Annotated in this window: 29 protein-coding genes; 16 read left to right on the forward strand and 13 right to left on the reverse strand. The window is 59.5% G+C overall.

Annotated elements, in window-relative coordinates; translation table 11 throughout:
- Nucleotides 1-396 precede the first annotated feature (396 nt).
- Together IB263_RS20585 and IB263_RS20590 are read right to left on the reverse strand one after the other, a co-directional pair.
- Nucleotides 397-699: a DUF982 domain-containing protein gene (locus tag IB263_RS20585; protein ID WP_082566340.1), complete on the reverse strand. Its 303-nt coding sequence runs from the start codon at nucleotides 697-699 to the stop codon at nucleotides 397-399.
- A gap of 1,301 nt (nucleotides 700-2,000) precedes the next feature.
- Nucleotides 2,001-2,648 carry an MOSC domain-containing protein gene (locus IB263_RS20590; protein WP_060519025.1) on the reverse strand — a complete coding sequence of 216 codons (648 nt, stop codon included), beginning with the start codon at nucleotides 2,646-2,648 and terminating at the stop codon, nucleotides 2,001-2,003.
- 774 nt (nucleotides 2,649-3,422) lie between these two features.
- On the opposite strand from IB263_RS20590, the gene IB263_RS20595 reads away from it, so the two are divergent.
- The gene (locus tag IB263_RS20595; RefSeq protein WP_234824545.1) at nucleotides 3,423-5,435 is read left to right on the forward strand and encodes a methyl-accepting chemotaxis protein; all 2,013 of its coding nucleotides are present in this window, start codon (nucleotides 3,423-3,425) and stop codon (nucleotides 5,433-5,435) included.
- Between the two features lie 367 nt (nucleotides 5,436-5,802).
- Nucleotides 5,803-5,994 (forward strand): hypothetical protein, encoded by a 192-nt coding sequence (locus IB263_RS20600; RefSeq protein WP_034799920.1) that lies wholly within the window; start codon nucleotides 5,803-5,805, stop codon nucleotides 5,992-5,994.
- A gap of 528 nt (nucleotides 5,995-6,522) precedes the next feature.
- On the opposite strand, the gene IB263_RS20605 is transcribed toward IB263_RS20600, so the two are convergent.
- The 3 genes from IB263_RS20605 to IB263_RS20615 form a co-directional block, all read right to left on the reverse strand.
- Nucleotides 6,523-7,047, reverse strand: a complete 525-nt coding sequence (locus IB263_RS20605; RefSeq protein ID WP_127890334.1) for a hypothetical protein — start codon at nucleotides 7,045-7,047, stop codon at nucleotides 6,523-6,525.
- 39 nt (nucleotides 7,048-7,086) lie between these two features.
- Nucleotides 7,087-7,608 carry a hypothetical protein gene (locus IB263_RS20610; protein WP_127890335.1) on the reverse strand — a complete coding sequence of 174 codons (522 nt, stop codon included), beginning with the start codon at nucleotides 7,606-7,608 and terminating at the stop codon, nucleotides 7,087-7,089.
- A gap of 91 nt (nucleotides 7,609-7,699) precedes the next feature.
- Nucleotides 7,700-8,083, reverse strand: coding sequence for a hypothetical protein (locus IB263_RS20615; RefSeq protein ID WP_060519029.1), 384 nt, complete (start codon nucleotides 8,081-8,083; stop codon nucleotides 7,700-7,702).
- Between the two features lie 221 nt (nucleotides 8,084-8,304).
- Between IB263_RS20615 and IB263_RS34485 the strand changes: the two genes are divergently transcribed.
- Nucleotides 8,305-8,433 carry a hypothetical protein gene (locus IB263_RS34485; protein WP_255382115.1) on the forward strand — a complete coding sequence of 43 codons (129 nt, stop codon included), beginning with the start codon at nucleotides 8,305-8,307 and terminating at the stop codon, nucleotides 8,431-8,433.
- 88 nt (nucleotides 8,434-8,521) lie between these two features.
- On the opposite strand, the gene IB263_RS20620 is transcribed toward IB263_RS34485, so the two are convergent.
- The 6 genes from IB263_RS20620 to IB263_RS20645 form a co-directional block, all read right to left on the reverse strand.
- Entirely contained in the window at nucleotides 8,522-8,764 is a 243-nt protein-coding gene (locus tag IB263_RS20620) for a hypothetical protein (protein ID WP_034799922.1), read from the reverse strand.
- A 328-nt stretch (nucleotides 8,765-9,092) separates the two neighbouring features.
- The gene (locus tag IB263_RS20625; RefSeq protein WP_234798879.1) at nucleotides 9,093-9,353 is read right to left on the reverse strand and encodes a hypothetical protein; all 261 of its coding nucleotides are present in this window, start codon (nucleotides 9,351-9,353) and stop codon (nucleotides 9,093-9,095) included.
- Between the two features lie 101 nt (nucleotides 9,354-9,454).
- Nucleotides 9,455-9,712 carry a hypothetical protein gene (locus tag IB263_RS20630; RefSeq protein ID WP_034799927.1) on the reverse strand — a complete coding sequence of 86 codons (258 nt, stop codon included), beginning with the start codon at nucleotides 9,710-9,712 and terminating at the stop codon, nucleotides 9,455-9,457.
- Nucleotides 9,713-9,738: 26 nt separating this feature from the next.
- Nucleotides 9,739-9,921: a hypothetical protein gene (locus IB263_RS20635; RefSeq protein WP_034799928.1), complete on the reverse strand. Its 183-nt coding sequence runs from the start codon at nucleotides 9,919-9,921 to the stop codon at nucleotides 9,739-9,741.
- 554 nt (nucleotides 9,922-10,475) lie between these two features.
- Nucleotides 10,476-10,952 carry an Lrp/AsnC family transcriptional regulator gene (locus IB263_RS20640; RefSeq protein WP_060607921.1) on the reverse strand — a complete coding sequence of 159 codons (477 nt, stop codon included), beginning with the start codon at nucleotides 10,950-10,952 and terminating at the stop codon, nucleotides 10,476-10,478.
- A gap of 37 nt (nucleotides 10,953-10,989) precedes the next feature.
- Nucleotides 10,990-11,592, reverse strand: a complete 603-nt coding sequence (locus IB263_RS20645) for an amino acid synthesis family protein (protein WP_060519031.1) — start codon at nucleotides 11,590-11,592, stop codon at nucleotides 10,990-10,992.
- A 190-nt stretch (nucleotides 11,593-11,782) separates the two neighbouring features.
- Between IB263_RS20645 and IB263_RS20650 the strand changes: the two genes are divergently transcribed.
- The 11 genes from IB263_RS20650 (at nucleotide 11,783) to IB263_RS20695 (ending at nucleotide 22,946) form a co-directional block, all read left to right on the forward strand.
- Entirely contained in the window at nucleotides 11,783-12,937 is a 1,155-nt protein-coding gene (locus IB263_RS20650) for an amidohydrolase (protein ID WP_371814176.1), read from the forward strand.
- Nucleotides 12,868-13,233 carry a hypothetical protein gene (locus tag IB263_RS33960; protein ID WP_210207587.1) on the forward strand — a complete coding sequence of 122 codons (366 nt, stop codon included), beginning with the start codon at nucleotides 12,868-12,870 and terminating at the stop codon, nucleotides 13,231-13,233. The genes IB263_RS20650 and IB263_RS33960 overlap by 70 nt, the downstream gene beginning before the upstream one ends.
- Before the next feature lie 170 nt (nucleotides 13,234-13,403).
- Nucleotides 13,404-15,206 carry a helix-turn-helix domain-containing protein gene (locus tag IB263_RS20655; RefSeq protein ID WP_192438945.1) on the forward strand — a complete coding sequence of 601 codons (1,803 nt, stop codon included), beginning with the start codon at nucleotides 13,404-13,406 and terminating at the stop codon, nucleotides 15,204-15,206.
- 180 nt (nucleotides 15,207-15,386) lie between these two features.
- Nucleotides 15,387-16,382 carry a flavin reductase gene (locus IB263_RS20660; protein ID WP_034799936.1) on the forward strand — a complete coding sequence of 332 codons (996 nt, stop codon included), beginning with the start codon at nucleotides 15,387-15,389 and terminating at the stop codon, nucleotides 16,380-16,382.
- A gap of 1 nt (nucleotide 16,383) precedes the next feature.
- Nucleotides 16,384-17,898: an aldehyde dehydrogenase gene (locus IB263_RS20665; RefSeq protein WP_060607908.1), complete on the forward strand. Its 1,515-nt coding sequence runs from the start codon at nucleotides 16,384-16,386 to the stop codon at nucleotides 17,896-17,898.
- 34 nt (nucleotides 17,899-17,932) lie between these two features.
- A complete protein-coding gene (locus IB263_RS20670; protein ID WP_060519041.1) occupies nucleotides 17,933-19,009 on the forward strand; it encodes an LLM class flavin-dependent oxidoreductase in 1,077 nt (358 codons plus the stop codon).
- Nucleotides 19,010-19,011: 2 nt separating this feature from the next.
- Entirely contained in the window at nucleotides 19,012-19,821 is an 810-nt protein-coding gene (locus IB263_RS20675) for an alpha/beta fold hydrolase (protein ID WP_034799940.1), read from the forward strand.
- Entirely contained in the window at nucleotides 19,814-20,203 is a 390-nt protein-coding gene (locus tag IB263_RS20680; RefSeq protein ID WP_110819685.1) for a carboxymuconolactone decarboxylase family protein, read from the forward strand. The genes IB263_RS20675 and IB263_RS20680 overlap by 8 nt, the downstream gene beginning before the upstream one ends.
- Before the next feature lie 139 nt (nucleotides 20,204-20,342).
- On the forward strand, nucleotides 20,343-21,173 hold the full coding sequence (locus IB263_RS20685; RefSeq protein WP_110819684.1) for a transporter substrate-binding domain-containing protein: 831 nt from the start codon (nucleotides 20,343-20,345) through the stop codon (nucleotides 21,171-21,173).
- A 58-nt stretch (nucleotides 21,174-21,231) separates the two neighbouring features.
- On the forward strand, nucleotides 21,232-22,206 hold the full coding sequence (locus IB263_RS20690) for an amino acid ABC transporter permease (RefSeq protein ID WP_034799945.1): 975 nt from the start codon (nucleotides 21,232-21,234) through the stop codon (nucleotides 22,204-22,206).
- Nucleotides 22,203-22,946, forward strand: a complete 744-nt coding sequence (locus tag IB263_RS20695) for an amino acid ABC transporter ATP-binding protein (protein WP_034799947.1) — start codon at nucleotides 22,203-22,205, stop codon at nucleotides 22,944-22,946. Before IB263_RS20690 ends, IB263_RS20695 begins: the two co-directional genes overlap by 4 nt.
- Here the strand turns inward: IB263_RS20695 and IB263_RS34730 are convergent.
- Together IB263_RS34730 and IB263_RS20705 are read right to left on the reverse strand one after the other, a co-directional pair.
- A complete protein-coding gene (locus IB263_RS34730; protein ID WP_082566333.1) occupies nucleotides 22,870-23,145 on the reverse strand; it encodes a helix-turn-helix domain-containing protein in 276 nt (91 codons plus the stop codon). The two genes, IB263_RS20695 and IB263_RS34730, sit on opposite strands and share 77 nt — an antisense overlap.
- A 12-nt stretch (nucleotides 23,146-23,157) precedes the next feature.
- Entirely contained in the window at nucleotides 23,158-23,982 is an 825-nt protein-coding gene (locus tag IB263_RS20705) for an IclR family transcriptional regulator (protein ID WP_060519046.1), read from the reverse strand.
- Between the two features lie 335 nt (nucleotides 23,983-24,317).
- Between IB263_RS20705 and IB263_RS20710 the strand changes: the two genes are divergently transcribed.
- Together IB263_RS20710 and IB263_RS20715 are read left to right on the forward strand one after the other, a co-directional pair.
- On the forward strand, nucleotides 24,318-25,376 hold the full coding sequence (locus IB263_RS20710) for an ABC transporter ATP-binding protein (RefSeq protein ID WP_060519047.1): 1,059 nt from the start codon (nucleotides 24,318-24,320) through the stop codon (nucleotides 25,374-25,376).
- Nucleotides 25,376-26,248, forward strand: a complete 873-nt coding sequence (locus IB263_RS20715; RefSeq protein WP_060519049.1) for an ABC transporter permease — start codon at nucleotides 25,376-25,378, stop codon at nucleotides 26,246-26,248. The genes IB263_RS20710 and IB263_RS20715 overlap by 1 nt, the downstream gene beginning before the upstream one ends.
- The last annotated feature ends 1 nt before the right edge of the window (nucleotide 26,249 follow it).

Consider the following 26,249-nt stretch of genomic DNA (forward strand, 5'->3'; position numbering starts at 1 on the left):
CACGATGGCCCCGTTTGGAAGCATACGCCTGTTGCAATCGGCACGACAGGCGCATGCTGACGTGCCCGGCTTCTTCAAGCCGCAACACGTGACAAAGACGCAGAGGAGGGATGTGCTGCACCTATTGATCGCGTGTTCTTGCGACAAGCCGGCGAACAAATGGCCGCGTCGGCCCGTTCAGCGACAGTTGCGCGGAGAAGAAAAACGAGCGACAAGTTCGGGAGGGCGATTGCAAGGGGTAGAGGCGAAGACCCACAATGAAGCAAGCGGAGAGCGCACGTTCGTGGTCGATCTCGCCGGTACGGATGCCGTGGACTCCGGGATTTTCACCTGGGATATCGTCCGGGACCTCGCCTACGGAGATTCGCGGAACTAGTTCCGAAGCGGTACTCCTGGTCAGGCCAGTGGCTTGCCGTGAGGTCCCGAACGCGCATGATAGTGGGCAGCGACGCCTGACGTTTGCATATTAGCCTCCATGCACGCACCAATGAAGGCCTCGCGCGCGACTGCAGAGGGAACCGAACGGTTCAGCGCGCCCCGGCATGTCGTCACGGCTCGTTCATAGCCCTGTCCGTGCCTTATCGGCCATTCATGCTCTAGAAAATCCAGCGCGTCGTAAACTGATGCGAATAGGCGGTTCGTTCCTGACTGTAAGCGAACAGATAATGGAACCGCCCAAAGTACCTCAGGAAGGCGCATGATGTCCCCCTTCCGTATCCTAACAGTTTGATAAAATAGAAATAAACTATAGATGACACTATACAGGTAGGGGCTTCGTTCTTCAACGTCCATGCACTAGTCATCTCGGGCGGCAACCTAGTACGTTCGCCGTACGGGGTGGCGAGAACTCCGTTCTGGAGGTATCAGCTACCGGCCAAGGGCCCTTCAAAGCGCCACCTTCGTCGTCTCAAAATCGATGGACAAAGAGTTATGGCGTCTGGGGCCTCCACGGAGACATCACTGTCAGTTGGCCGCCCGCTTGAGCCCCCAGATACGCATGAGTTCATTCGGCCCTGAAATGCCGGCGTTGCGGACGGATGGGTCGGCCGAGTTCCTTTTGGTCTGTCCCACCGCACGGGCAAACCATGTCCGAAGCCGTCCAAAAGGTAGTACGACAGCTGGATTTGCTTGGGCCCTTCCAGCGGCTCAGCGTACCCCACTCTTTTTCCTGTACTCGTCCGGACTGGGGCGCAATCTTCAGCACGTTCAGCGCTGTAAAAAAAACGCCCGCGTCGGCATTATGAGGGTCGACGACCCTTGTACAGTGCCAGATGGACATGGGCGGCCAGTCTTTCTGCGTCGGCGAGCCCGCACCAGATCACCCCTTTCGTCAGGCGATCGGATGGTGGCCGTTTCCATCTCACGCATTGCCCCACCCGTGGAAATACGACCAAATAAACACGGGATCGATAGACGCCGTGACTGCGGCAGGTGTGTTCAAAAATCTGTCGGATCAACGTTGCCATTTTCTCGGAACAAGTGCTGCCTGTTCGACGTTGAGCGACATTCGTCGGCTTCCACGGCCTTATAGGACGCGTGAGGCGACCAGCACATGCAGGACGGTAGTTAACGATGACACACGGCAATCAAGAGGCAATCGCTGGGAAAACATGCGTCACTCCAAAACCCACTCGCGCGCGCTCAGTCGAACCTTTCGAGACAGTCTACAACGGCCACTACGATCTCACGGAATTTATTGCCATCTACAAGTTACAACCTTTGGAAGCCCGCGAGATCCTGGAACGCATAGGCCCCTCACGGACGAAGCTCGACGCATACATGAATGAGCTTCGCGTTCAGGCCCAGAAGTAGTCAAAAGTCGCCCACGTCCTCGATCGTTCGGTGTGACGACCGCGATCAGCAAGTGCTCCGTCTGAACGACTCAACCGCGCCGGCGCTCGTTAAGCGGAGGGGGATGGGGTCGGAGGCAAGTGTGGATGAGCCTCCGGCGGCACTATGGGCGACCAAGAGACGGATACCAGGCCACACTGCGTACCATCCTAAAACTTGATCAGGCCGTTCGAAAGAAAGGCCCGCAGCTTGGCGTGCACCGGCACGGACTGATAGAGGGCAATTAGTTCTGGCGACCCCCTCTTGCCATGGTGTCTTGCCATCTCTGTCATCGAGACGCGCTCTCCGGCGTAAGGCACGTACCGCACGAGCGCTCCTGCGGTGACGTAGCCGGGGTGAATAACACGGCAGTAAAAGCCGGGGCGAGCGACCTTTTTGTATAGTTTGGGAAAGCCATGATCTCCCATTCTATCCGCAAGTACTCGGCACGGCATCCGGGGCGCTGTTACTTCCATCACGAGATCGCCTATTAGGAGACGGTCGCCGACCGACACGATCTGGTTGTCCAAACCTGCAATACACAGATTTTCGCCAAATAGCCCGTGATTGATAGGCTTGTTGAGCGCCCTTTGCCACCAAAGGCGGGTTAGGTTTCCTTCAACGTAAACCGCCTGCTCGGGACCGCCGTGGTATTTTCCATTACAAACGGCGTCGTCTGCAAGACCCTCGAACCCAACGAAGACCGTTTCGCCTGTTGGGTGCTTGTTGATCCCGGTTTTCATCTTCTTGCCGGGTCTTTCTTCGGGTTTGCCAATGCACACCGCCAACACCTTCAGATCTCGCGTTGCGGCCTTCATGTACAGCCAACCTCCTCAATGATGCGCTTGCTCTCCCAGCGGTGCCTCATCCGCGAGCGCGCTTTGTGCCTGCCACCTTTCACGGTTGTTATGGAACCTCCTTTCTTCAACGGGCGCAACATCGACCATCGATCCTCATAGCGAGGTAGGCGAGTGTTTGGCGCGACGCCCACTTCATCTCTACACGAAGGCGGCAGGGTCGGTATCAAATCTAGGGGAGGGGGAGAACGACGCAGTCTTCGAAAGGCGAACGTTTCTCGCTCGCTCCACTAAACAGTTGGAACCGCCGCCAGTTCCTATCCTCGCAATGAGCGTGCCGCCGGTTGCGTAAGCGTTCGGCTTCGCTTGCGCTCGAATTGAGCGATTTGAAGATGGGCGCCACGACCTGCGGGCGCCCCAGGGGAGCGGTGCTGCGCAAGTTTATATTTGCGGGGGGCATAAGAACAAGGTCTCGCCCGAAAATTGTATTTTCCATCGGTGAAACCAAAATCTGCGTTCCTCGCCGTTTGTGGGTGGAAATTGTCCCGGTTAACACAATCGAATAAACTACAAACTCACTTGATAATTATTGCAACTCAAAGGTGAGGTTGCTGACTATGCTGATGCCGTCTCGTATCAGTGACCCCATTATCCGTTCAATAGCCAATTTATTCTATAGGATACTTGCTTCGGGCAATGCAGCCCGGTCCACCTGCTTTCATGTGAGGTATGGCCACTGGCGATAGAAATGAGTTCGGCACGCCAGCAGCGATATCCACATCAGGAATCGTCTTCATGAGAATTAAGAGCCAATTTATCGTTCTGGCATCGGTCACCGGTATGACCATGGCTGGCCTCATCACCAGTCTTTGGGGCTACGCGGGTGCAGCAGCTGATGTTACGCGGGCTTACGACCAGAAATATCACTCGTACATGCTGGCTGACAACTTCCGGCAATCGTCGGATGATTTGACTCGCCTCGTGCGTACCTACGCCGAGACGGGGGACCCTTCCTTCAAGGACCAATACAATGCGGTCGTTGAAATCCGCAATGGAACGCGACCGCGGCCCGAAGACTATCACCGCATCTATTGGGATTTCGTCGCAGGCGGGGACGCAAAGCCGCGTCCTGACGCAACGGCTGTTTCTATGCAAGATCTGATGCAGCAGGCTGGTTTCACCAAAGAGGAATTCGCCCTCCTCGGCGAGGCGGGAAAGCGCTCTGATGCGCTGATCAAGCTTGAAACCGAGGCGATGGCGCTCGTTGACAACGCCGCCAAACTTGGCCCCGAAGCCAAGAGCAAGGCGACGAAAATGCTGAACTCGCCGGACTATCACCGATTCAAGGCCGAGATCATGAAGCCGGTGGATGCCTTCTATGTGAAACTGGAGCATCGCACGCAAGCGGCCGTCGACGAGGCCAGTGTCAAGGCATCGTTCTATTGGATGCTCATCACCATCGCCATGTCCGCTTTGGCGCTCATGCTTTTCATCGTCGGATTCGTCACCTTCAAACGAATTATCGGGGGCATGTACAAGCTTGGGACTTCCATGGGCCTCGTTGCTGAGGGTCAACTGGACGCGCAGATCGAACTTGCTCGCAATGCCGACGAAATCGGCGACATGGGCAAGGCCCTCGAAGTCTTCCGCCAGGGCGCGATCACCAACCGGCGGCTTGAGCAGGAAGCTCAGGAAAGCCGCAAACGCGCCGAAGTCGAGCGCATTGCGATGCAGGAAAAGGCCGAAAATGATGCCGCTGAACGCTTGCGCGTCGCAACGTCGGGCCTTGCAGCCGGCCTCAAGAGACTGGCATCAGGCGATCTGGCCTTCCAGATTAACGATGCCTTCGCGCAGGATTTTGAGACACTTCGCCACGATTTCAATCAGTCCGTTGCTCAACTCGGCACGACCCTTGTGCAGATTTCCGGGTCAATTTCGACCCTCGATACCGGCACGCGCGAGATCGCGGTCGGAACCGACGACCTTTCGAAACGGACCGAGCAACAGGCTGCGTCGCTCGAAGAGACCGCGGCGGCGCTTGACCAGATTACAGTCAACGTCGCCAATTCCTCTAAGCGAACTGAGGAGGCAAAGGGGGTTGCAAGCCGCGCCAACCGTTCGGCAGCCGAATCCGCCCAGGTCGTATCCCACGCCGAAGAGGCCATGCGAAAGATCGAGGAAAGCTCACAGCAGATTTCCAACATCATCGGCGTTATCGACGAGATCGCTTTTCAGACGAACCTCCTCGCTCTCAACGCCGGCGTTGAGGCGGCCCGGGCGGGAGAAGCCGGCAAGGGCTTTGCGGTCGTTGCCCAGGAAGTTCGAGAACTCGCCCAGCGTTCTGCACAGGCTGCCAAGGAAATCAAAGGCCTGATCGACAACTCTTCCGCAGAGGTGGACAACGGTGTGAAACTCGTCCGTGACGCAGGCTCTGCGTTGAAAACGATCAGTGGCTTCATTGTTGAAATCAACACCCACATGGAATCGATCGCCACATCTGCGAAAGAGCAGTCCGCCGGGCTTGCCGAAGTCAACACCGCAGTTAACGCGATGGATCAGACGACGCAGCAGAATGCGGCAATGGTGGAGCAGTCCAATGCGGCTTCCAACACACTTGCGAATGAGGCGGTGCGCCTCAGAGGACTTGTCAGCCAATTCAAACTCCAAGGCGCAACTCAGAGTCCCTTGGCGAACGGGCGAACGACCACAAGAAACGACAGCTCTCAGCCGCATCGGTCGACGCGTAGGACGGCAGCCTACCACGGCAATGCAGCACTCGATGTCAGCAGCGACTGGCAGGAGTTCTGAGCCGCCCGGCCGTCAAAGCAGGTAGAAATACGGGCCTGGCAAGTTTGCCAGGTTTGCTGGCTGCTTTTAGCTGGCGCCCTTCTGTGGTTCCAAGGTGCGACGTTGACCATTTCAGGATCCATGGTCAACGTCGTTCAATTTGGATCGCAGCTAGGTCTCGGTATGGCGGAACACAACGCATGCGGGCACCTGCAGCACTGCTCAGTCACAGGAAATCGACTTGCGGGAAACCCGCGATCCGATGCCACTGAATTTAGTTTGCTCCTCACCAATCGTTTACTTCCTAACGGCTGCTCCATGAGTATCATCGCCTTGATGCCGGGGGCGGCGTCATTCGGGGCAATTTGTCGTCTTGGGAGAGCAACAAATGAACCTGGAGAATTCGAGCATCGCACCGAACGACGTTGCGCTGCTCCAGAGCGTGCTTGACGCATGGTGCCGTCATCAAAAGATCAGCCGAAAAGACGCCACAGCGGAAGCGAAAATCCTCATCAACGAGTATCGAAGAGGCGTTCGTTCTCAGATCGGGTTGATCGACGCGCTCGCCAAGCAGCAGTAGGAGCCGATGGCTTCCCATCGGCCATTTCGCGGGAACAGTTGCTGAGGGTGCATCGGCGCCATCAGCTTTTGGACCCTTCGCAAGCCGTCATCGTTCCACCGGATTACTGCAACATCGAAGTTGGAGCAGTCTGCCCGCGGACGTCGCCCTCTGACGGGCCGCGTCCAATAGCGCTGCGAAGTACTTCCTGCCTCCCAGCCACTTGCACAGAAGGTCGCCGAGTGGGGTTCAGGATTAACGAGGTGCGAGGCAGTCCTCACAAATGCCGCAACCGTCGACATCCATCAGTGAGGCGAGGTGCTTCTGTTGGCAACAGAGGCACACTACGGTATCGGACGTGTTTCGTGGCTCGCGTTCAGGCGGAAGAATTTCGATCTGTCGGTCAGAACTGGCACGGGTTGTCTGTCGATTCATCTCGGGGCTCCATGTCGAAGACGCCACAGAGATAGGAAGCCGTTAAACCGACGCAAGATGTCGATCGCGACGCTCCTTAAAGCGGGACCAAGATGGGGGCGATCCAGCTCGCATTTAATGCGCCTCAAACCGATCCAGCATACTCTGAAGTACCGCATTTTCCTGTCGAAGCTTCCGAACCAGACGCTTTTTCAGCCGGAGGTTTGCATCCTGGAGTGACGCCAGCTCGTCAACAGTGACTGCAATTGCAATGTGCACTGACTTTGTTGGCACGCGCCGCGCCAAACCCGTCGAACGAGGACGCTTCGAACGCTCGGGCGGCTTTACCGGGAAGGTGGCGTTGGCTGACGCATCTGCCGAGCTTGTCTTGGGGACGACACTCTCTTCTGGCACTTCTGGTTGACTAGCGGTTGTTGGGGCATCATCGACCGCCGCAGCCACTGAATTGAGCGGTTCCGTAACCTCCGGTGGCTGGTCACCAATTCGAGCTTCAGCAAGAAACAGATGTGGGACTTCGGCCTCCGCCTCACGCACAAATGCCTTCAGATCGGTGTCGCCCCAAATAGAGGCTGGTCGACCTGTCGAACGTCGGCGCGCCGATTTCACTTCGACAATGAACTTTCGCTGTTGTGGCTTCATCGATATCCAGGGACCAAAGCTGGTTCAGCGCGTAAAGCGTCAAAATCGCTCTAGCATCTTCTTGAGTTGGGCGTTCTGTAGCACCAGCTTCTCCGAAAGCTGACGCCTTAGCATTCTTATTTCCTCATCCAGGGCGGCCACGTCATCGGCTAAAGAGATCGGCTGCTTGGGAGCACGGAGGCTCGGTGAGCCATACTCGACCCGAGGATCCACCGCAACGGAGGCGCTTGATCTCTTGTCTCTTGTTTGCCGTCGGTGTGGTTTGCGTGCGGGTCGATCCGCCTGCTCGGGCGCCTGACCGCCCAAAAGGTTTGTGCTGTGGCTGGCGGTCTCGAAATCAACCGCATTTGCTCCGCCGGTCCGGACATTGTTTTTGACTTCGCTCGGCTCCGGGTCGGCAGCGTTTGTGACCGCATCCGTCGTTTGAGTACTTGCAGGAGGATCCATTCCTGCCAAGGGCGCATCCGAGCTTTCGCTCACGGGCTCCGATATAGATTCCCGGGGCTCGACAGCTCTGCCTCTTGAGGTCAGATCAAGTAAGAACTTCCATGGTGATTTCATGATATCTCGTCATCCAGGATTGCGCCATGCCATCTCCGAAGGATGCTTTGACGAAGACCGATCGCGTAGACGATCGGTCTTTCATTAACACTCAGCTGAGCCCGAGCCGCTTGCGCAACTCAGCATTCTCGGCCCGCAACTTATCGCCGAGCTCCCGGCGAAGCCGCGAATTCTCTTTCTCCAGCTGAAGAAGATCCGCGATCTCGTCATGTACTTGCGATTGCGCGGCCGTCCTCTTGTCGTCGTTCTTCCTTGCGGCGTTTGCCCTTGCGGCGCGCTTCGGTTGACTTGCAGTTTTCGCCTCGGCCGAAGTTTCCTTGCGCTTCCGGCCTTTCCCGGCGCTCGGTGCGGGGCTTGACTCTGCCGTGGCAGCGTCCACTTTTTTTGCTCGTGGTCCGCGCTTCTTAGGCGCTGCCACTTCCGCCGGAGCGGTCGCAGTAACCTGGTTGTCGTCCAATTTGACCTCATCTGCCATAAGTCTATTTCCTCTCTGCGGATCGAAAGCATTTGTCCGACGCGCGAAATATGACAGCCACACCACCCGCGGTCGAGACATCAACGATATCAGTGCTACATTGCGCGAGGCCGACCGAGGCAAGTTTGCCAGCGACGAAGATGTGGCGACGTTGTCGGAAGGAAGTCAAGTCTGCCCGTCAATCATGAGTGGGGAGCCTATCCGCTGGTCAGGGCTCTGCAGTGCTTGATGAGATCGGCGCGCTTATCGAGAAGGGCGATCCGGATGTGACGCCTCGCGTGGTGGAAAAGACATCGTCGACATTGCCCGATCGCTGGCGCGTGCGCAAACGCCTCGATAGCGCCTGGTAAGGAGCATGCATCCAGCGAGTTGGACCTGCTCGGGACTAGGCTCGATTGCTTGACTTGGGCCGGCGGGAGGCGAACCTGCGTCAGGGTGCTATTTGATAAAACCTGGATACTGGACTTCTTCTCGATTCACACCTTCGGAATCTAACCGAATGGGGGCGGGATCCGGGGGGGCGCCCATGTAACTATGTGCGACAAGCCAGTCGCGCAAAATAGTCTCAATTGCGGCGGCTCGACCGGCAGGGGACGGTGAAAGCTCCGGGTCGGTCATGTAGGCCGCGAGCCCGGCTTCGATGTCATCAGCAAGGGGAGGCAGGTCTGCGAAACCGGACATGAAAGACTCCTCTGTATCTCACCGATATAACGAGCTTTCATGGCGCCTGTTCCCAGCGAGTTGAACAATTGCTCCAACGGCTCATTTACCCGACAGCGGAACTCTTGTCGGTGCGAAGCAATTGACGGCATCCGTCGGCGGTAACCATTCGAAGAGAAGCTTCTCGCGCAAGAACCGGCTGTCGGCACGTGGTTCTAAGAGATTGCCTGACGGATACGGCTTGGACGCCGCCCTCTCGGCTATCCCCGGGCTGTGGTCGGACCAGCCGACCGCGGCGATACATGTTTTCATTGGGACATGCCGGCAGCGTGGTTGGCTCTACGTGCAATCAATGCCGTGTGGGCTCCGACGTAAGCTCCACGAAGCGGCCGATTGACCAAAGATAGGCAACAATTTGCCATCTCAGAGGGTCGCGGTTTCCGTATTTCTCTAGTATCCGATCAAGGGTTCTGCTCGCTTGGGTCTGCTCGTCGATTTCGCCAATTACGTAGCTGTCGTGGCCGACAGCGCAAATGTCGCAGCCTACTTCGAGGACGTCGAACACAAATGCCGGTATTTCGCTGGCGTCCATCTGGCGTCGTTCGGTCATGGCTCGACCCTCCGCTGTACTCGTTTGTCAGGGTTCGATCCCTTTGTGCGACAGGGAGAACCCTGTCCCTTCGTAAAGGCATGGGCTTGGGCCGCGGTCGATCATGGAAACAGTCGCTCATCCGTGAGAGTGAGCAGGACCACGACCTCTGTCTGCAAGTCGGCGCAGATCTGTTGATATTCGGTGATCAGCTGGATGCGAGCCGGGTACTCCTGCAAAAGATCGTCGAGAGCCGAGGCGGCGAGCGCGTAAGCCTCGAAGAGATCGAGCAGATCAGGGTCTTTCGCAAGGCGCAGCTGGGGGCGATGGCGGGGTAAAGCCATCTCCAGGCGGGCTCGTCCCAGGTGCATGAGTCTCATGGCTGGTCCCCCGTTTCCGCCAGAGCCTAATTCGAGGGTGCGACCGACGTTGGAAGGACAGTGGCGACTTGCTGGCGAGGGGTGTTCGAGAGCGCGCTGCCCACGAACAGGTAGCCGCCGATGACGACCATCGCCAGGAGCATCACTCCGATCGGAAGCCCTGTCGAGAATTTTCGCTCTGGTTGGTTATAGCGGTATTGCTCGTACATCCTGAGTTCCTTCGATCATCAGCGACACCAGGGCGAACCGAAGGGACGATAGGCCGCCCTGGTGTCGTTGTTCGCCCGCAGCGCGCAGGGGAGCTGGCCATGGGCTAAAAGAAAATCTAGGGCGGCTGGCGCTGGCAGCTACGGTATTAGGACCATTGCGGAGGGATTATCAGACTGAAGTCCCATGGCGGAACATTTTCCCGCACCCTACGTTTCCATGCGCGTTTTCTGCAATTTTCGTCGCAAAGCCTGGAAGCCGCACTCGCCCTATCAAAGCGCTTTCCGATAAAGAGCTGTCTTAAAAAGTATGGCCCCGTCGGGGGCACGACGAGGCCAGAGGCTCTTATCGAAGAGACTTCACTGGGGGACATTGGTGAAGCCTTGTGCCTGACCCTGATTGGGGAAACAGAATCAAGACAACGTGGAAACGCCCGCATCGCGAAATCGTTCCGGGATCTCAGCAAGAAAAGATGGCCTCGAGCGAGGTGCAGGAAACGTCTTGTTCCGAAAAGGTGAAGGCGCCGGCGCAAAGGCGAAGTCAATTCGCAAAAGGGTCAAGTCGCCACGAGAAGCGACACTGGCACAACTGGGTCTTCCTTGACGGTCCTCGTGACGACGTAGGTGAAGTAGCGGGCGATTCCGAGTTCCCAGTCGAGAAGCGTGTCGATCAGGCGCTGGTAGGCGTCGATGTCGGCAGCGACGATCTTCAGGACATAGTCAACGCCACCGCCGACTGACCAGCAGCAGACGATTTCGGGAATGTCGCGAACAACCCGCTCGAATCTGTCGAAGTCGACTTGGCGGTGGCTGGCAAGTGTCAATTCGACCATGGCGCTTGCGACGGGGGCTACCCGTCGAAGAGATAGGCGCGCGTGATATCCGCTGATGATGCCGGCCTTTTCCAATCTGCGTAGCCGCATCCAGCAGGGCGTGGCAGAAAGGCCCGCCTTTTCTGCGAGTGCAAGCTTGGTGATGCGGCCATCCCGTTGGATGGCGTCGAGGATGCGTAGGTCGATCGCGTCAAGTCTCATGGCAAACTCCTGAGGCGGTATCGCGCTCTGGTCTGCGTCAAGCGCTTCCGAGCAATGCCGCCTTTTCTGCTTCCATTTCCGCGATGTCTTGAAAACGGTCGGCGATGCGCGCGTGCGCGCGACCGCTATCGGCAGCGCCGATAGCAACGATGATCTCGTCGGGGCCGGGGGCGTCGGCGATCTGGAAGTTGGCGGTAAGGAAGTGCGATCGTTTGCCGTTTTCACTCTTGTGCATCATCGGCAGCGACAACAGAGCGCCCGGCGCATTACGAGTGTTGGCAAATTCGAGGTAGTTCGTGCCGCCGATCGCTTCGCGGAAGGGGTTGCCGAAGCGCAGCGTGTGGATCATCGCCGAGGCATGTTCGATCTCACCGGCGATGCCGACGGCCGCGGCCTTGCCGCAAGCCTCGACCTTATCCGCAGGCATCTGGCGGAGCAGCCGGCCCGTCATCTCCTGGCTAAGTTCACCGGCGATGCGAGTGATTTCCGGCCGCAGATCTTCGACAAAGCCTCGCCCTGCCCAGGGGTTCTGGATCACTGCAGCCACCAAGACGACGTTGACCGGGCGCGGCGCTATCTTGCCGCCTTCGATAAGGGTTTCTTCCAGGAAGGTGCAAATTTTTCGGATGCCGAGTGTCATTGGGACGCCGCTGATAGTGGAAACTTGCGACAACTTACCGGCTCGCCTGGGCATTTCTTCCTCTGTTTCGAGGAAGTGGGCACCGGTCGTTGCTGCAAAGACAAGGAGATCCCCGCGTTGAACGACTCCGCTCAATGAGCGAAATCTAGATCGTCTTCTTTTTGGAGGAAATTTCGGCCCTTTGTTCCGAGTGGAGAAAAAATGGCATCGGTCTTCCTCCGTCCGTGAGAATGCGCCCGTCTCTGCGCCCGCCCATCATGGCTCCGCCAACAGGCGACCACCAGATGGAAGGGAACCAAATGAAGACGTTACTGGCGAACCCGACCGCTTTGATGCTGTCCTGCAGCTTTCCGCGGGCACAGCTTACGCTGCGAGCGCACGGCTCGATAGGCTCATCGACCAGAAGTATCCGGAACTCGAGAAGGTCTACAAGGAACTCCATGCCAATCCTGAACTCGGCTTTCATGAGACACGGACGGCAAAGCGTCTGGCGGCAGAATTGGAGAAGCTTGGCTTCGAGGTGACCGTCGGCTTCGGTGCGGGTACCGCTCTCGTCGGTGTCTTTAGGAATGGCGACGGCCCGACGATCATGCTGCGAACAGAACTCGATGCGCTGCCGATGGAGGAAAAGACCGGGCTCGATTGCGCCAGCCGCGTACAGGTTCCGGCAACCCAATGGCCTGGAAACACAGATGAGACGGCAAAGGTCTTTGTCGCCCATAGCTGCGGCCATGATATCCATATGGCGTCATGGCTTGGGGCGGCCCAATTGCTGGTCGAGATGAAGGATAATTGGCATGGAACGCTGCTCCTCGTCGGTGAGCCGGCCGAAGAAATCGGGGGCGGCGCAACGGCCATGCTCAAGGCCGGCCTGTTCGAGAAGTTTCCGAAGCCAGATTTTGGCTTCGCCATGCACGTGAACGGTGATCCCGCCGGCAAAATAACCGTGAAGGACGGTGCCTTCAGCGGAAACTCCGATACGTTCGACCTGACCTTCAAGGGTCGCGGGGCGCATGGCAGCGCTCCGCATCTCTCGATCGATCCGATTGTCCAGGGCGCGCGTTTCGTCACCGATATCCAGGCTGTTGTGAGCCGTGAGAAGGATCCGCGCGGACCGGGCGTGATTACGGTCGGAAGTTTTCAGGCGGGCCCTGCGGGCAACATCATCCCCGATCAGGCCAAGCTGAAGTTGACCATGCGTTCGACCACGCCGGAGACGCGCAAGCTGCTGCTGGAGGCGATGCAGCGCGTCGCCAAAACGACGGCGCAATCGCCATGGCGCCGGAACCGGAACTGCTGCGCATCGGCGGCGGCGCTGTGGCCGGCACGAACTCGTCAGAGCTGATCGGCGACGTCAGGCCGGCATTGGATGCGTCCTTTGACGGCGTCGTCTACGTCCCGACCGCGGTCCAGCCGACGTTGGGCGTCGAGACCTATCCCGAGTTCATAGAAGCGGGCGTGCCTTCCATTTTCTATTGGGTTGGCGGGACCTCACCCGAACAGGTTGAAAAAGCCCGCCAAGAGAACAGGCCCGTTCCCTCCAATCATTCGCCATTTTTCGCTCCGGCCCCGGAGACTTCCATCAAGACGGGGGCGAAGGTTCTGGCGATCTCAGTGCTCGAAAAAGCCGGCGTTGACTGAAGCCTAATGGGATAGCGGCTTCGAGGTCATCGCCAGTTCGATGCCCGCGAACTCGGCGTTGAAGATACTACCTTTCATAGAAAGTTTGGCCGAAGATATCCATCGGAACGAAGTAGACTTGTCCACTACCGGCGCGCATGTTGATTGATAGAAATCAAGAGGCGAGGCAGTTGGATCAGAAGTCCCGGATATTGTCGCTCCGCGACATCGCGAGCCAGATTAACAGCGGTAGCGATCTTCAGACGGCATTGCAGCAGCTCATCGCCGCTGCATGCCGCCATGCGAACTGGGCCCTAGGCTCAATCATGGGGATCGACGCTGCGCATGGGTACGCCTATGTCATCGTGCGCCATGATCCAACGCTGATCGAGCGGCAGCTGCCCGACAAGTGGGAGCTGGCGACCAGCCCCTCCCTGATCGCCTTGCAGCGCAATGAGCCCGTCTATATCAGGGACGCGCGTGCGTCGGGCGAGTTTCCGGGCTACAGAAAAGAGGCCTTCGAGCGCGACTATCGAACGGTGCTCGTCATGCCGATGAACTGCAGGGATGCTGAGGGCCGCCCGATGGTGCTCAGCGTCATCGCCCGCGAGGTGACTGAAGTGTCGGAGGACGACCTTGCTTTTCTCGGCACGATCATCCACCTCGGCGCCATCGCCGTCCAACGGGAACACCGTCTCGAAGCCGAGAAGCGATCCGCCCAGCGGCTGGAACGCGCGCTGGAGGCGCATACGTCGCTGCTCGAACATGTGTTGAGCGACGGGTCGGTCGCATCGCTTTCCAGCATGGTTGGGAAGATGTTGCCGAACCCGGCCGTCGTCGTTGATTTCACGGCCAATCAGGTCGTTGCTGGCCGGTCGCCGAATGCGCTTTACGACGAGGCTGGTTGGCAGCAGGCGGCCGCTACCGTTCTTAGCCGGCCGATGATGAAGGCGGCCCGTGATGCCGTCGAGCGCGGGACGGCCGACGCCGTGAGCCTCTACCTCGACGACGGCACGCAACGGTTCAAAATAACGGCCCGCATCGAAGCGCTGATGGTCGACAATCAACTGGTTGGGGCGCTCATCATTTTCCCGACGACCCGCGAATTCAGCGATCTCGATCTCCTGATGCTCGACAGCGCCAAGTTTGCATTGAGCGTGCAGATGATGCGAAGCTTCATCCGGTTTCGCTTCGAGACGCGGACGCAGACCGAACTCTTTTTCGAGATCGTGGAGGCGCGGTGGCGTAATGCCGGTGATGTCGCCCAGCGGGCTCAACGGCTCGGGCTCAGCTTCTCAACGCCTCAGCAGATGATCGTCGTCGATTTTCCGGATAAGACGAAGGCATTTGGCGGCGCTTCTGTCGATGTGGAGCACACGCTCTCGCGTGTCATGCAGCAGGCATCCGTCCAGGCAAACCTGATCGCGGTCGAGGGCGGTGTCGTCTGCCTCGTCCCTCATGATACGGGTAAGCGGCAAGAGCGCACGACAAAGCTCGCGCGGCGTATCGCCGAGGAACTCGGCCGCTATTTCGACGAGGCACCTATCGTCGTCGCCAGCAATCGATGTGCGGCCCTTTCGGACTATCCGCCAGCCTGGGAGCGCTGCGCCCGGATGATCCGCATCGGGCGTTCATTCGGCCTGACCGGGGCGGTCTCCGCCCAGGATTTTGGCCCGCTGCCGATGCTGGTCGCCGCCTGCGAGGCGGGCGACGTGCGCGGCTTCGTGCAGGAGAGCGTGGGCGCCATTGCCGATCACGACCGTGACAACGGTACTCCTTACCTCGAAACCCTGTCGGTGTATCTGCAGGAAGGTTGCCGAAATCAGGCCTGTGCCGATGCTATGGGCCTGCATGTGACGACGCTGCGCTATCGGCTGGCGCGCATCCAGGAACTGTTCGGCGTCGATGTCGAGACGCCGGAAAAGCGCTTTGCCGTCGAGCTCGCGATCCGCCTGCACGGCGTCATCGACAACCGCTCTACCGTCAGCAGTTAGCTTATCTTCATCGGCCAAGTATCGCCTTGTGACCTCGTCGCCACCGATCTTCTGCGCCCTTGATCGTCTCCTCGGGATCGATGGAGAAGTTCCTTCGCTCCTCCTTTGAAGCCATGGAAGCATGGTCGCCATCACGGCGTTAGCCTCCAACCAACTTGATGGTGAGGAGGCGAGAAGCGCATGGTTGAGACAGCAGCATCGACGGACGTGCCGATTGATCCGATTGCGCTTCGTCGCGCCTTCGGCACGTTTGTAACCGGTGTCACCGTCATCACCACCCGCGACGAAGACGGCACGCCGCGTGGAATGACGGCGAATTCCTTCACGTCGGTTTCGCTCGATCCGCCGCTGCTATTGGTCTGCGTCGCGAAATCCGCGTCGAGCTATCCTGCCTTCACGAATGCGGGATGTTTTGCGGTCAATATCCTCCATGAAGGACAGGTCGACGTCTCGGGAAACTTTGCCTCGAAATCCCCCGACAAATTCCAGTCGGTGACCCACGATCATATCCATACGGGCGCGCCGGTCCTGACTGACAGCCTGACCTGGTTCGATTGCACGACTTACAACACCGTGGACGCCGGCGACCATGCAATCCTGATCGGCCAGGTTCGCGCATTCGGCACCAGTCCCACCGCACCGCTCGGCTTTTGCCGCGGCCGCTATGCCAGTGTGAAGGACCCGCTGCCAAACGGCTGGCTTGCGTCGCATGGGATGATCATCGGCTATCTGATCGAGGCCGGTGAAGGCTTGCTGCTGCGTTCGGATGGCAAGGGCGGCTGGGTTCTGCCGTCAGCACGGCGCCGCAAAGCCGACAGCCAGCTCGTCATCGACGGTGGCGACGCGCTCAGCCTCGTCCCGGACGAGACCTTCCTTTACTCCGTCTTCGATGTCGCCGACAGCGACCCGGGCTACCTGGTCTATCGCGCCCGGCTGGCGGGTGAGGGCGGCGCCGGCACGAGCCTGCCATCCGATCTGCGCTTCTTCCCGCTCCACGATCTTCCTGATGATGCGATCGCGACGCACGAACTGCGATCCATGTTGCGCCGCTACGTGCGCGAGCGGCAAGCCGGCCGCTTCGGCATCTACATGGATTCCGACGACGGCGGCCGTGTGGCGATGATCGACGGCGAAGCTCGCACCTGGCTTCAGACCTCCCAAGACCAAGGACATTGAAATGAAGACGACGGTCAGTTCCATCGAGGGTTCGCGCCAGTTGCTGTTCATCGGCGGGCAGTTCGTGGCACCGAAGAACGGCAACTACATCGCCAGTTTTGACCCGACGACGGGCGAGCCCTGGTATCATTTTGCTGAAGCAGGTGCGGACGATGTCGGGGCAGCCGTCGTTGCTGCCGCCGCCGCCTTCCGCGACCCGGCCTGGCGCCGGATGACGCAGACCGATCGCGGCGCGCTGATGCGCCGTCTCGCCGAACTTGTTCGCGCCAATGCCGATAGGCTGGCGGAGATCGAGACGCGCGACAACGGCAAGCTTCTCAAGGAAACCCGGGCGCAGATGCGCTCGATGCCAGACAGCTATCACTATTTCGCGGGCATGGCCGACAAGCTGCAGGGCGAGACCATTCCAATCAATCGTCTCGATACGCTGAACTTCAACCTGCGCGAGCCCTTGGGCGTCGTCGGCATGATCACGCCGTGGAATTCGCCGTTGATGCTTCTGACCGGCACGCTGGCACCGTGCCTTGCAATCGGCAATACGGTCGTCATCAAGCCCTCGGAACACGCGACCGCCTCGACCTTGGCGCTTGCGGAACTGATCCACGAGGCGGGCTTTCCCGCCGGCGTCGTCAATGTCGTGACGGGTACGGGCCAGAGCGCCGGTGAGGCGCTGACGCGTCATCCTGGCGTTGCGAAATACGTCTTCACAGGCAGCACGGCCACCGGCCGGCGCATCGCCGGCAACGCCGCGCAGAACCTTGTTCCGTGCTCGATGGAGCTTGGCGGCAAGTCGCCTCACGTCGTCTTTGGTGATGTCGACATCGAACATGCGGTCAACGGCGTCGTCTCCGGGGTCTTCGCAGCCGCTGGCCAGACTTGCGTTGCCGGCTCCCGCTGCTTCGTCGAGGAGCGCATCTACGATCGCTTCGTTGAGGCGCTCGTCGCCCGAACGCAACGCATACGGGTCGGTCTCCCGGCGGTCGAGGACACCGACATCGGTCCGCTCGCGCTCGCCGATCAGCTCTCCAAGGTTGAATCCTACGTGGCCTCCGGCGTCAAGGAAGGGGCGCGCGTTGCCGCCGGCGGGCGGCGTCCGCAGCGGCAAGGGCTTTCGTCAGGGGGCTGGTATTTCGAGCCGACAGTGATGGTTGATGCGCAAAACGACATGACCTTCATGCGCGACGAACTCTTCGGTCCGGTGGTCGGCGTCATGCCGTTCCGCGACGAGGAAGAGATGATCCGGCTCGCCAACGATACGCGATACGGCTTGGCTTCCGGCATCTGGACAAAGGACATCGACCGGGCGCTGCGGTTCGCCAACCGGATCGATGCCGGGACCGTCTGGATTAACACCTACCGCTCCGCGTCTTTCATGTCTGCCAACGGCGGCTTCAAAGAAAGCGGCTACGGCCGGCGCGGCGGGTTCGAGGTCATGCACGAGTTCTCGCGGTTGAAGAACGTCATCGTCGACTACTCCGGCGCGATGCAGGACCCCTTCGTCATCCGTCTGAAGTGACAGCAAAAGCACGGGCACAGGAAAGGCAGAAAACATGAAGTTCGCAGTCTCCCTCACGATGGAACGCTTCTCCCCCGATATTCCGATGGAGCAGGTCAAGAGCAACTTGCTGCAACTCGCACGGCTTGCCGACGAAGGCGGCTTCGAAACGCTGTGGACTGCAGAACACCATACGCTGGAATGCACGATCTCCCCCAATCCGTTCCAGACGCTGGTCTGGCTCGCGCAGCACACGGATCGCATCCGGCTCGGCACCTCCACTCTGGTCGCGCCCTATTGGAATCCCATCCGGCTCGCCGGCGAGTCGGCGCTCTGCGATCACCTGACCAATGGCCGCCTGGAGTTCGGGATCGCGCGCGGTTCCTACCAGTACGAGTTCGACCGTATGGCGGGTGGTATTCCGCAGCAGGAGGGGGTGGCCTACATGAAGGAGATCGTGCCGGCCGTGAAGAAGCTCTGGTCCGGCGACTATGCCCATGAGGGACAATACTGGAAGTTTCCGGTCACGGCGGCAGTGCCGAAGCCGCTGCAGCAACCCCACCCGCCCATCTGGGTGGCGGCGCGCGATCCCGGAACCTTCGACTGGGCGATCGCAAACGGCGCCAGTATCCTATCGACGCCGCTCTCCGCGCCGGAAGCCGAAATCCACGTGCTCTCCGAGAAATTTCGCAAGGCGGTCGCCGATCATCCGGAGGTGCCGCGCCCGCGCTTTATGATGCAGCGCCGCACCTGCGTCTATGACCGGCCGGATGGGTGGGAACGTGCCGTCAAGCACAGCATGGACTACGGCCGCGCCTTCGAAAACCTCATGCAGAATATCGGCACGGTGCACAACGGCTTCCCCGAGGCAGTGCCCTACGAAGCGGTCAAGGGCAAGGACAACTACAATCCGGACAACATCCGCAAGAACCTGATGTTCGGCACGCCGGACGAAGCGATCGAGAAGCTGTTGGTCTATGAGGCCGCCGGTGTGGACCAGTATTGCTTGGGCCTGACCTTCAATCTGCCGTTCGAGCTGCAGAAGCGGACGCTGGAGCTATTTGCCAGCGAAATCATGCCCTTCTTCGCGGCCCGTGAGAAGGAACAGAAGCGTATCGCGGTGGGTGCCTGAACATGGCAGGAGCTCAGCGCCATACCGTCGGAGAGGTGACGCTCAACTACCGCATCGAGGGAGAAGGCGAACCGCTCGTCTGCATCCACGGCGTCGGCTCCTATCTCGAAGCGTGGTCGGGCGTGGTCGAACGTTTGAAGGACCGGTTCACGATCCTGACATTCGACCTTCGTGGTCATGGCCGCTCCAGCCGGGTCAAGGGCCGCTACGAGATCGACGACTTCGTCAACGAGACGCTGGGGCTTGCCGACGCAGCGGGCTTCCCGACCTTCAATCTTGCAGGCTTTTCGCTGGGCGGCCTGATCGCCCAGCGTCTCGCTCTGACCCACCTTGGACGTCTGCGCAGGCTGGCGCTCTTGTCGACCGTCGCCGGCCGCACGCCGGCCGAGCGTGAGCGGGTTCTCGACCGCCTCGCCGCCCTCAGAGACGGAACGCCTGCCGACCATCACAATGCCTCGCTGTCGCGCTGGCTGACGGAAGAGTTCCAGGAGAACAACCCGCAGGTGATCCAACGGCTAAGGGCGCGGGATGCCGAAAACGATCCCGACTGCTACGCGGCAGCCTATCGTGTGTTGGCGGAAACGGATTTCGGCGGCTTTCTCGATCAGATCCGATGCCCAACGCTGATTGCTACCGGCGAAGACGATGCCGGCTCCAACCCGCGCATGGCGCGCTACATGCACGAGCGCATTCCCGGGTCCGAGCTTCGTATCCTGCCGGGCCTTCGCCATTCCATCTTGATCGAGGCGCCCGACGTCGTGGCAACGCTGATGGGCGAGTTCATGAGCCAGGGGGAGACGGTCGATGGATGAAGCACTGCGAGCAAGGGGAGAGGCCATCCGGCGCCAGGTGCTTGGCGATGACTATGTCGATGGGGCAATCGGCAGCAGCGATGCCTTCTCGCGGCCGTTTCAGGATCTGTTGAACGAACATTGCTGGGGCACCGTCTGGACGGACGAAAGCCTCGACCTGAGGAGCCGCAGCCTACTGAACCTCGGAATGCTTGCGGCGCTCAACCGCATGCACGAATTCGGCATCCACTTTCGCGGGGCGATCCGCAACGGTTTGACCGACGAAGAGCTTCGCGCAGCACTCGTGCAGATCGCGATCTACTGCGGCATTCCCGCAGGCGTCGAAGCGTTCCGCGTGGCCCGGCGCGTCCGCGACGAGATGGCTGAAAAAGGAGAGCGCTGACTTCCACGTTTTCTAGGAAGGGGCAGCGCCGCGCTACCTCGTATCGCCGGAAGACGGATGGCGGGCTCAGAACTCAAGATCAACCCGATGGCAGGAAGAGGACCCTGTCAAAAACCAGAACGACAAAGGGAACGACAACATGAACACATTCGCAAAACTCACCGCGGCGGCATCGTTTGCCTTGTCGCTCGCGATCGTTCCGGCCCACGCCGGTGCCGTACTCGACCACGCGCTCGATGCAAAGACACTGAAGGTAGCGACCGACGCCAACTGGGCGCCGCAGTCCTTCATGAACGAAAAGAACGAGATGGACGGCTTCGATGTCGATGTCGCCAAGGAACTCGCCAAGCGGTTGGGTGTCGGTGTCGAGTTCGTAACTCCCGGCTGGGACATCATCACGGCCGGCAACTGGCAGGGGCGCTGGGACATGCATGTCGGCTCGATGACGCCGACAAAGGAGCGTGCCAAGGTCTTCGATTTCCCGGCCGTCTACTACTACACCCCGGCCGCCGTGGCCGTGCACAAGGACAGCCCTGTGGTCGGCCTGATCGATCTGGACGACAAGGTCGTTGGTGCGACGGCGACGTCCACCTTCGAAGCCTATGCCAAACAGGATCTGACCCTCGACGCTGCTGGCGCACCTGCCTTCGAATACACCTTCAAGCCGAAGGAGGTGAAGTCCTACGCCAATTCGACGACCGCATTCGATGATTTGCGCCTCGGTGACGGTGTGCGGCTCGACGCAGTCGTATCGTCGCTGCCCAGCATTCGCGACGCAATCAAGGCCGGCTATCCGATCAAGCAGGTTGGCGACCCGGTCTTTTACGAACCGCTCGCAGTCGCTGTCGAACACGGCGACAAGGAGCTGAGCGACAAGATCGCCGAAGCGATCAAGGCGATGCAGGACGATGGCACGCTGAGCAAGCTGTCGGAGAAATGGTACGGCGTCGACTACACCGTCGTGAAGTAAGGCAGCCATGTCTGGCGGTCCGGGCAGCCGGACCGCACGTTGTCCAAAGGGACCAAAGATGCTTTATCCGGATACTGTCGAGTCCGAAATACTCGTCCACAAGCCATGGTTCGTGGCCAGCATGTTCGCTGCCGTCCTCATTGCCTTCACGGCCTTCGGTCTGACCGGCACAACGATGGGCGAACTGATGCGGCCAGTGATCGGCGAGCCGCTCGAAAGCGGATTCTACGGCCGCTTTGCGACCGCCTTCGTCGTGGCGGTGCTCTTCTGCCTCAACATCGTCCTGATCGGCTTTGCGAGCCTCAGGGTCCAGATCGTCGTCGTCTGGCTCGAATTGCTGGCGCTGTTCCTCGCCTTCTTCCAGACCTTCGATCTCAGCCTGCCCTTCATAGAGGAAAAGTTGCCGTTCCTCATCACGCAAGGGCTGGTGACGACGGTCTATGTTTCGGCGATCTCGATTGTGATTGCCTCGGCGATCGCCATCCTCGGCGCCGTGGCCAAGCTCTCGACCAACGGCTTCGCCTATGCGATTGCGAGCTTCTACACGTCCTTCTTTCGCGGCCTGCCGCTGTTGATGCAGGTTTATCTGATCTATCTCGGGCTGCCGCAGCTCGGCTTCATCATCGACGCGGTGCCGGCCGGTATTCTGGCACTTTCGCTCTGCTACGGCGCATACATGACGGAAATCTTCCGCTCCGGCATCCAGAGCATCGACCGTGGCCAGTGGGAGGCGTCGCGCTCTATCGGCTTCGGCTTCGGGCTGACGATGCGCAAGGTCATCCTGCCTCAGGCGCTGCCGGTCATCATCCCTCCGACCGGTAACCAGTTCATTTCCATGCTGAAGGACAGCTCGCTGGTCTCCGTCATCGGTGTCTGGGAACTCATGTTTCTCGCACGAACTCTTGGCCAGAAGACCTTCCAGCATATGGAAATGCTCATATCAGCCGCCATGCTCTATTGGACGATGTCTATCGTTCTCGAGCTGATCCAGTCCCGCATCGAACGTCACTATGCCAGGAGCAAGGTCAGATGAGCGCCGAGACCATCATCGACGTCAAAAATGTTTCCAAGTGGTACGGCGCCTTCCAGGTGCTGACCGACATCAACCTGACGGTCCGCAAGGGCGAACGCATCGTGATTTGCGGTCCGTCCGGATCCGGCAAATCTACCTTGATCCGGTGCTTCAACCGCTTGGAAGCGCACCAGGAAGGTGAGATCGTCGTCAACGGGATCAACCTGCATCCGAAGATGCGCAATGTCTCGGATGTGCGCCGCAACGTCGGCATGGTGTTCCAGCACTTCAACCTTTTCCCGCACATGACCGTACTGATGAACTGCATGGTCGGACCGATGTGGATCAACGGCGTGCCGGAAGCGGAGGCGCGGGCAAGGGCGCTCACATTCCTCGATCGGGTACGCATCCCGGAACAGGCCCACAAGTTTCCAATCCAGCTTTCCGGCGGCCAACAGCAGCGCGTCGCGATCGCGCGCTCGCTCTGCATGCAGCCGGCCGTGATGCTGTTTGACGAACCGACATCCGCGCTCGACCCCGAGATGGTGTCCGAAGTCCTTGATACCATGACGAGCCTGGCAAAGGACGGCATGACGATGGTCTGCGTCACGCACGAGATGGGGTTCGCCAGGGCCGTCGCAGATCGCGTAATCTTCATGAACTCGGGACAGATTCTCGAGGAGGCTAGGCCCGATGATTTCTTCGACAATCCAAAACACGAGCGGACCAAGCTGTTTCTCGGTCAGATCCTGAAGCATTAGCTCGGCGCCCAACCGTTTCAGCTACCAGTTGATGCTCGTTGGTGCGTTCTGATGCGCGGAACGCGCTCGGCGTGTCTCCGAACGCTTTGCGAAACTCACGCGAGAAGTGCGCTGTGTCCGCGAAGCCTGTGATATTTGCAATTTCCATCACAGTCAGCGAGCCCCCGGAAAGCAGGTACCGCCCGTAGTTCAGTCGCATGTTCCTAAAGGTTCAGCCCTTCTGCGCGGCCCGCAAGGCGGAGGCCGGATAACGTAGGGTCGGGTCGAAGGGATTGAGCTTACTGCTGATCGCTTGCGCCTCTGCCTTCAAGAGATCGGTGATCGTGCCGCTTCGCGTTTCCGTCAGGCGCGATGCCAGCGTGCCGATGCTCAAGGAGGCGACGGCGATGCCGTTGCGGTCAAGAACCGGCACGCCGAGCCCAGCCATGCCCTCGATCATCTCGAAATTCATCTGGGCTGCGCCGATCCGCCTGACCTCCTCGATCTTGATGCGCAGGTCCACCTCGTCGATCGCCGCCCGGTCCATGATGCGAGGCATATTAAACTTGATGATCGCCTCGCGTTCTTCCTCTGGCAGGTGGGCGAGGATGGCGATGCTGCCCTGGCCGATGCCGAGCGGCACCTTGCCACCGATGTCGCCGGTAAAGGAGCGGATCGGGAAGGGACCCTCGACGCGGTCGAGGCAGATTGCGTCAAAATTGCTGCGCACCAGCAGAAAGACCGTGTCGTTGAAGGTGGCGGACAGCCTCAAGAGTGACGGCCGGGCGATGTCGAGGATGCCTTCTCGCCTGCGCGCCTGCGAGGCGATCGAGAAGAACTCCAGCGACAGGCGGTAGGATTTCCCCTCTGGCATTTGCTCCACGAGGCCTTCGGCAATCAGGGTCTTCAATAGCCGATGCGCCGATGGCTGGCTGAGATTCAGCCTCCGCGCGAGATCGATGACCCGCACACCCTCGCTCGCGTTATCTGCGAGGTCTTTCAGGATGTGGATCGCCTTGGTGAGGCTGGAGCTTCCGGCGTTCTCTGATTCCGACATTTGCGAAAATCTTTCAAAATCTGCGTGGCGTAATTCCGTATATCGGATTTTTCTAACAAAAAATTCCGAAATAGAAAATTGCATTTGTGTTTTTCGTCAATTTCCTGGAGTTAATTCACGCAAGCCTTCTTCAAGGGGTGGATGTGCCAGACGTGAATAGCCGAGAGGCTATTCCGAGCGCGAAACCGTGCCTTTATCGGTGCACTCGCGTACGCCGGAGATCTCAACGCCTGAAGGAAGGTTCGATGGTTGACGACGTGTCGCAGCCGCCGGGATCGCCGACAAGAAAAATGGGGCAGGCGATCCCAGGGGTAGCGACCCACGGGAGAATGAGCATGAGTTTCCTGAACCTTGAGAAGGTCTCCAAGTTTTATGGATCGGTCGCGGCCGTTCATGATTTCGATCTGGCGGTCGAAAAGGGCGAGTTTATCTCGCTGCTCGGGCCCTCGGGCTGCGGCAAGACGACGACCCTGCAGATGATCACCGGGCTCGTGCGTCCCTCCTCGGGCACGATAACCATGGGCGGGCGCGACATCACTCATTTGCCGCCGCCGCAACGCGAACTGGGCGTAGTCTTCCAGAGCTATGCGCTCTTCCCCCATATGACCGTGGCGCAGAATGTCTCCTTCGGCCTCGAAATGCGCAAGGTCGCAAAACCGGAGCGCGACAAACGGATCAAGGAGATCCTGTCGCTGGTCCATCTCTCGGCGCTTGCCGATCGCTACCCGCGCGAGATGTCGGGCGGGCAGCGCCAGCGCGTGGCGATTGCCCGGGCGCTTGTCATCAATCCGCCGGTGCTTTTGCTTGACGAGCCGCTATCGAACCTCGATGCGCAGCTTCGCGAAGAGATGCAGTTCGAATTGCGCCGCATCCAGCAGACCGTCGGCATCACGACGATCATGGTGACCCATGATCAGGCTGAAGCGCTGTCGATCAGCGATCGCGTCGTCGTCATGGAGAAGGGGCGCATCACCCAGGTCGATACGCCTTACGAACTCTATGAGCATCCCCGCAACGACTTCATCTCGTCCTTCGTCGGCAAGTCCAACTTCATGTGTGCGACCTCGTCCTTCAACGGCAAGGGTGCGTCGATCTGCATCGACAACACGCCGATCCGCTTCAACACCGACCGCCGCGAGCCGGATGGCAAAGTCTCGATCTTCATCCGCCCAGAAAAGCTCCGATTGACCGAGCCGGGCGAGGGCCAGATCCAGGGCAAAGTGACGACACGCTATTTCATGGGGAGCCAATGGCTGGTCAGCGCCGAGACACCGGCGGGCGTTCTTGCCGTTGCGGTTCCCAATCTCGGTGCGCCGCCGCCGATGGAAGGCGAAACCGTTGGGCTTGCCTGGCAGAGTGCCGATTGTCGTGTGCTGGCGGGAGCGGCCAAGTGATGAGCGCCGCTACCTCCGCCATCAAGCCGCGCCAGCTCGCGCCCTTGGCTCTTTCCGGGCCGACCACCCTGTTCTTCATCGGCCTCGTGCTCTTGCCGCTTCTGTTGACGGTGATCCTCTCCTTCAACAGCTATGACTATACCGGCGGGATCCAGAGCGACTTCACCTTCGCCAACTACCTCACGGTGTTGCAGGACGAATATTATCTCTCGACCTTCTGGCGGACATTGCGGCTTGCGCTTCTGACGACGGTCATCACGGTGGCGATCGGTGTGCCGGAGGCCTACGTGCTCTCGAACATGCGCAAGCCCTGGCGGTCGATCTTCTTGCTCGTGATCATCGGCCCGCTGCTTGTTTCTGTGGTGGTGCGCACCTTCGGCTGGAGCATGCTGCTCGGCAAGAACGGCTTTGTAAACAGCGCGCTTGCCATTGTCGGCCTTGACCCGGTGCAGCTTCTCTACACCGAGACGGCGATCGTCATCGGTCTCGTCCATATCATGCTGCCGTTCATGGTCATCCCCGTCTGGACCGTTCTGCAGAAACTCGACCCGACGGTCGAGGCGGCAGCGCTCACCCTCGGCGCCTCGCGCTTCACCGCCCTTCGTCGCGTCGTCTTTCCGCAGGCGGCTCTCGGCATCCTCTCCGGCAGCCTCATCGTCTTTGCACTCTCGGCAAGCTCGTTTGCCATCCCCGGCCTGCTTGGCGGCCGGCGGCTGAAAATGGCGGCAACACTTGTCTACGACGAGTTCCTGATCGAGCTGAACTGGCCGCTCGGTGCGACCATCGCGATCATCGTGCTTGTCGCCAATCTCGTCATCATGCTCGCCTATAACCGCCTCATCGAGCGGCAGGCGAAGCGCAAGCTGGGTTGAA

This window comes from Ensifer sp. ENS03, from assembly GCF_014852035.1.
GTDB lineage: Bacteria > Pseudomonadota > Alphaproteobacteria > Rhizobiales > Rhizobiaceae > Ensifer > Ensifer adhaerens.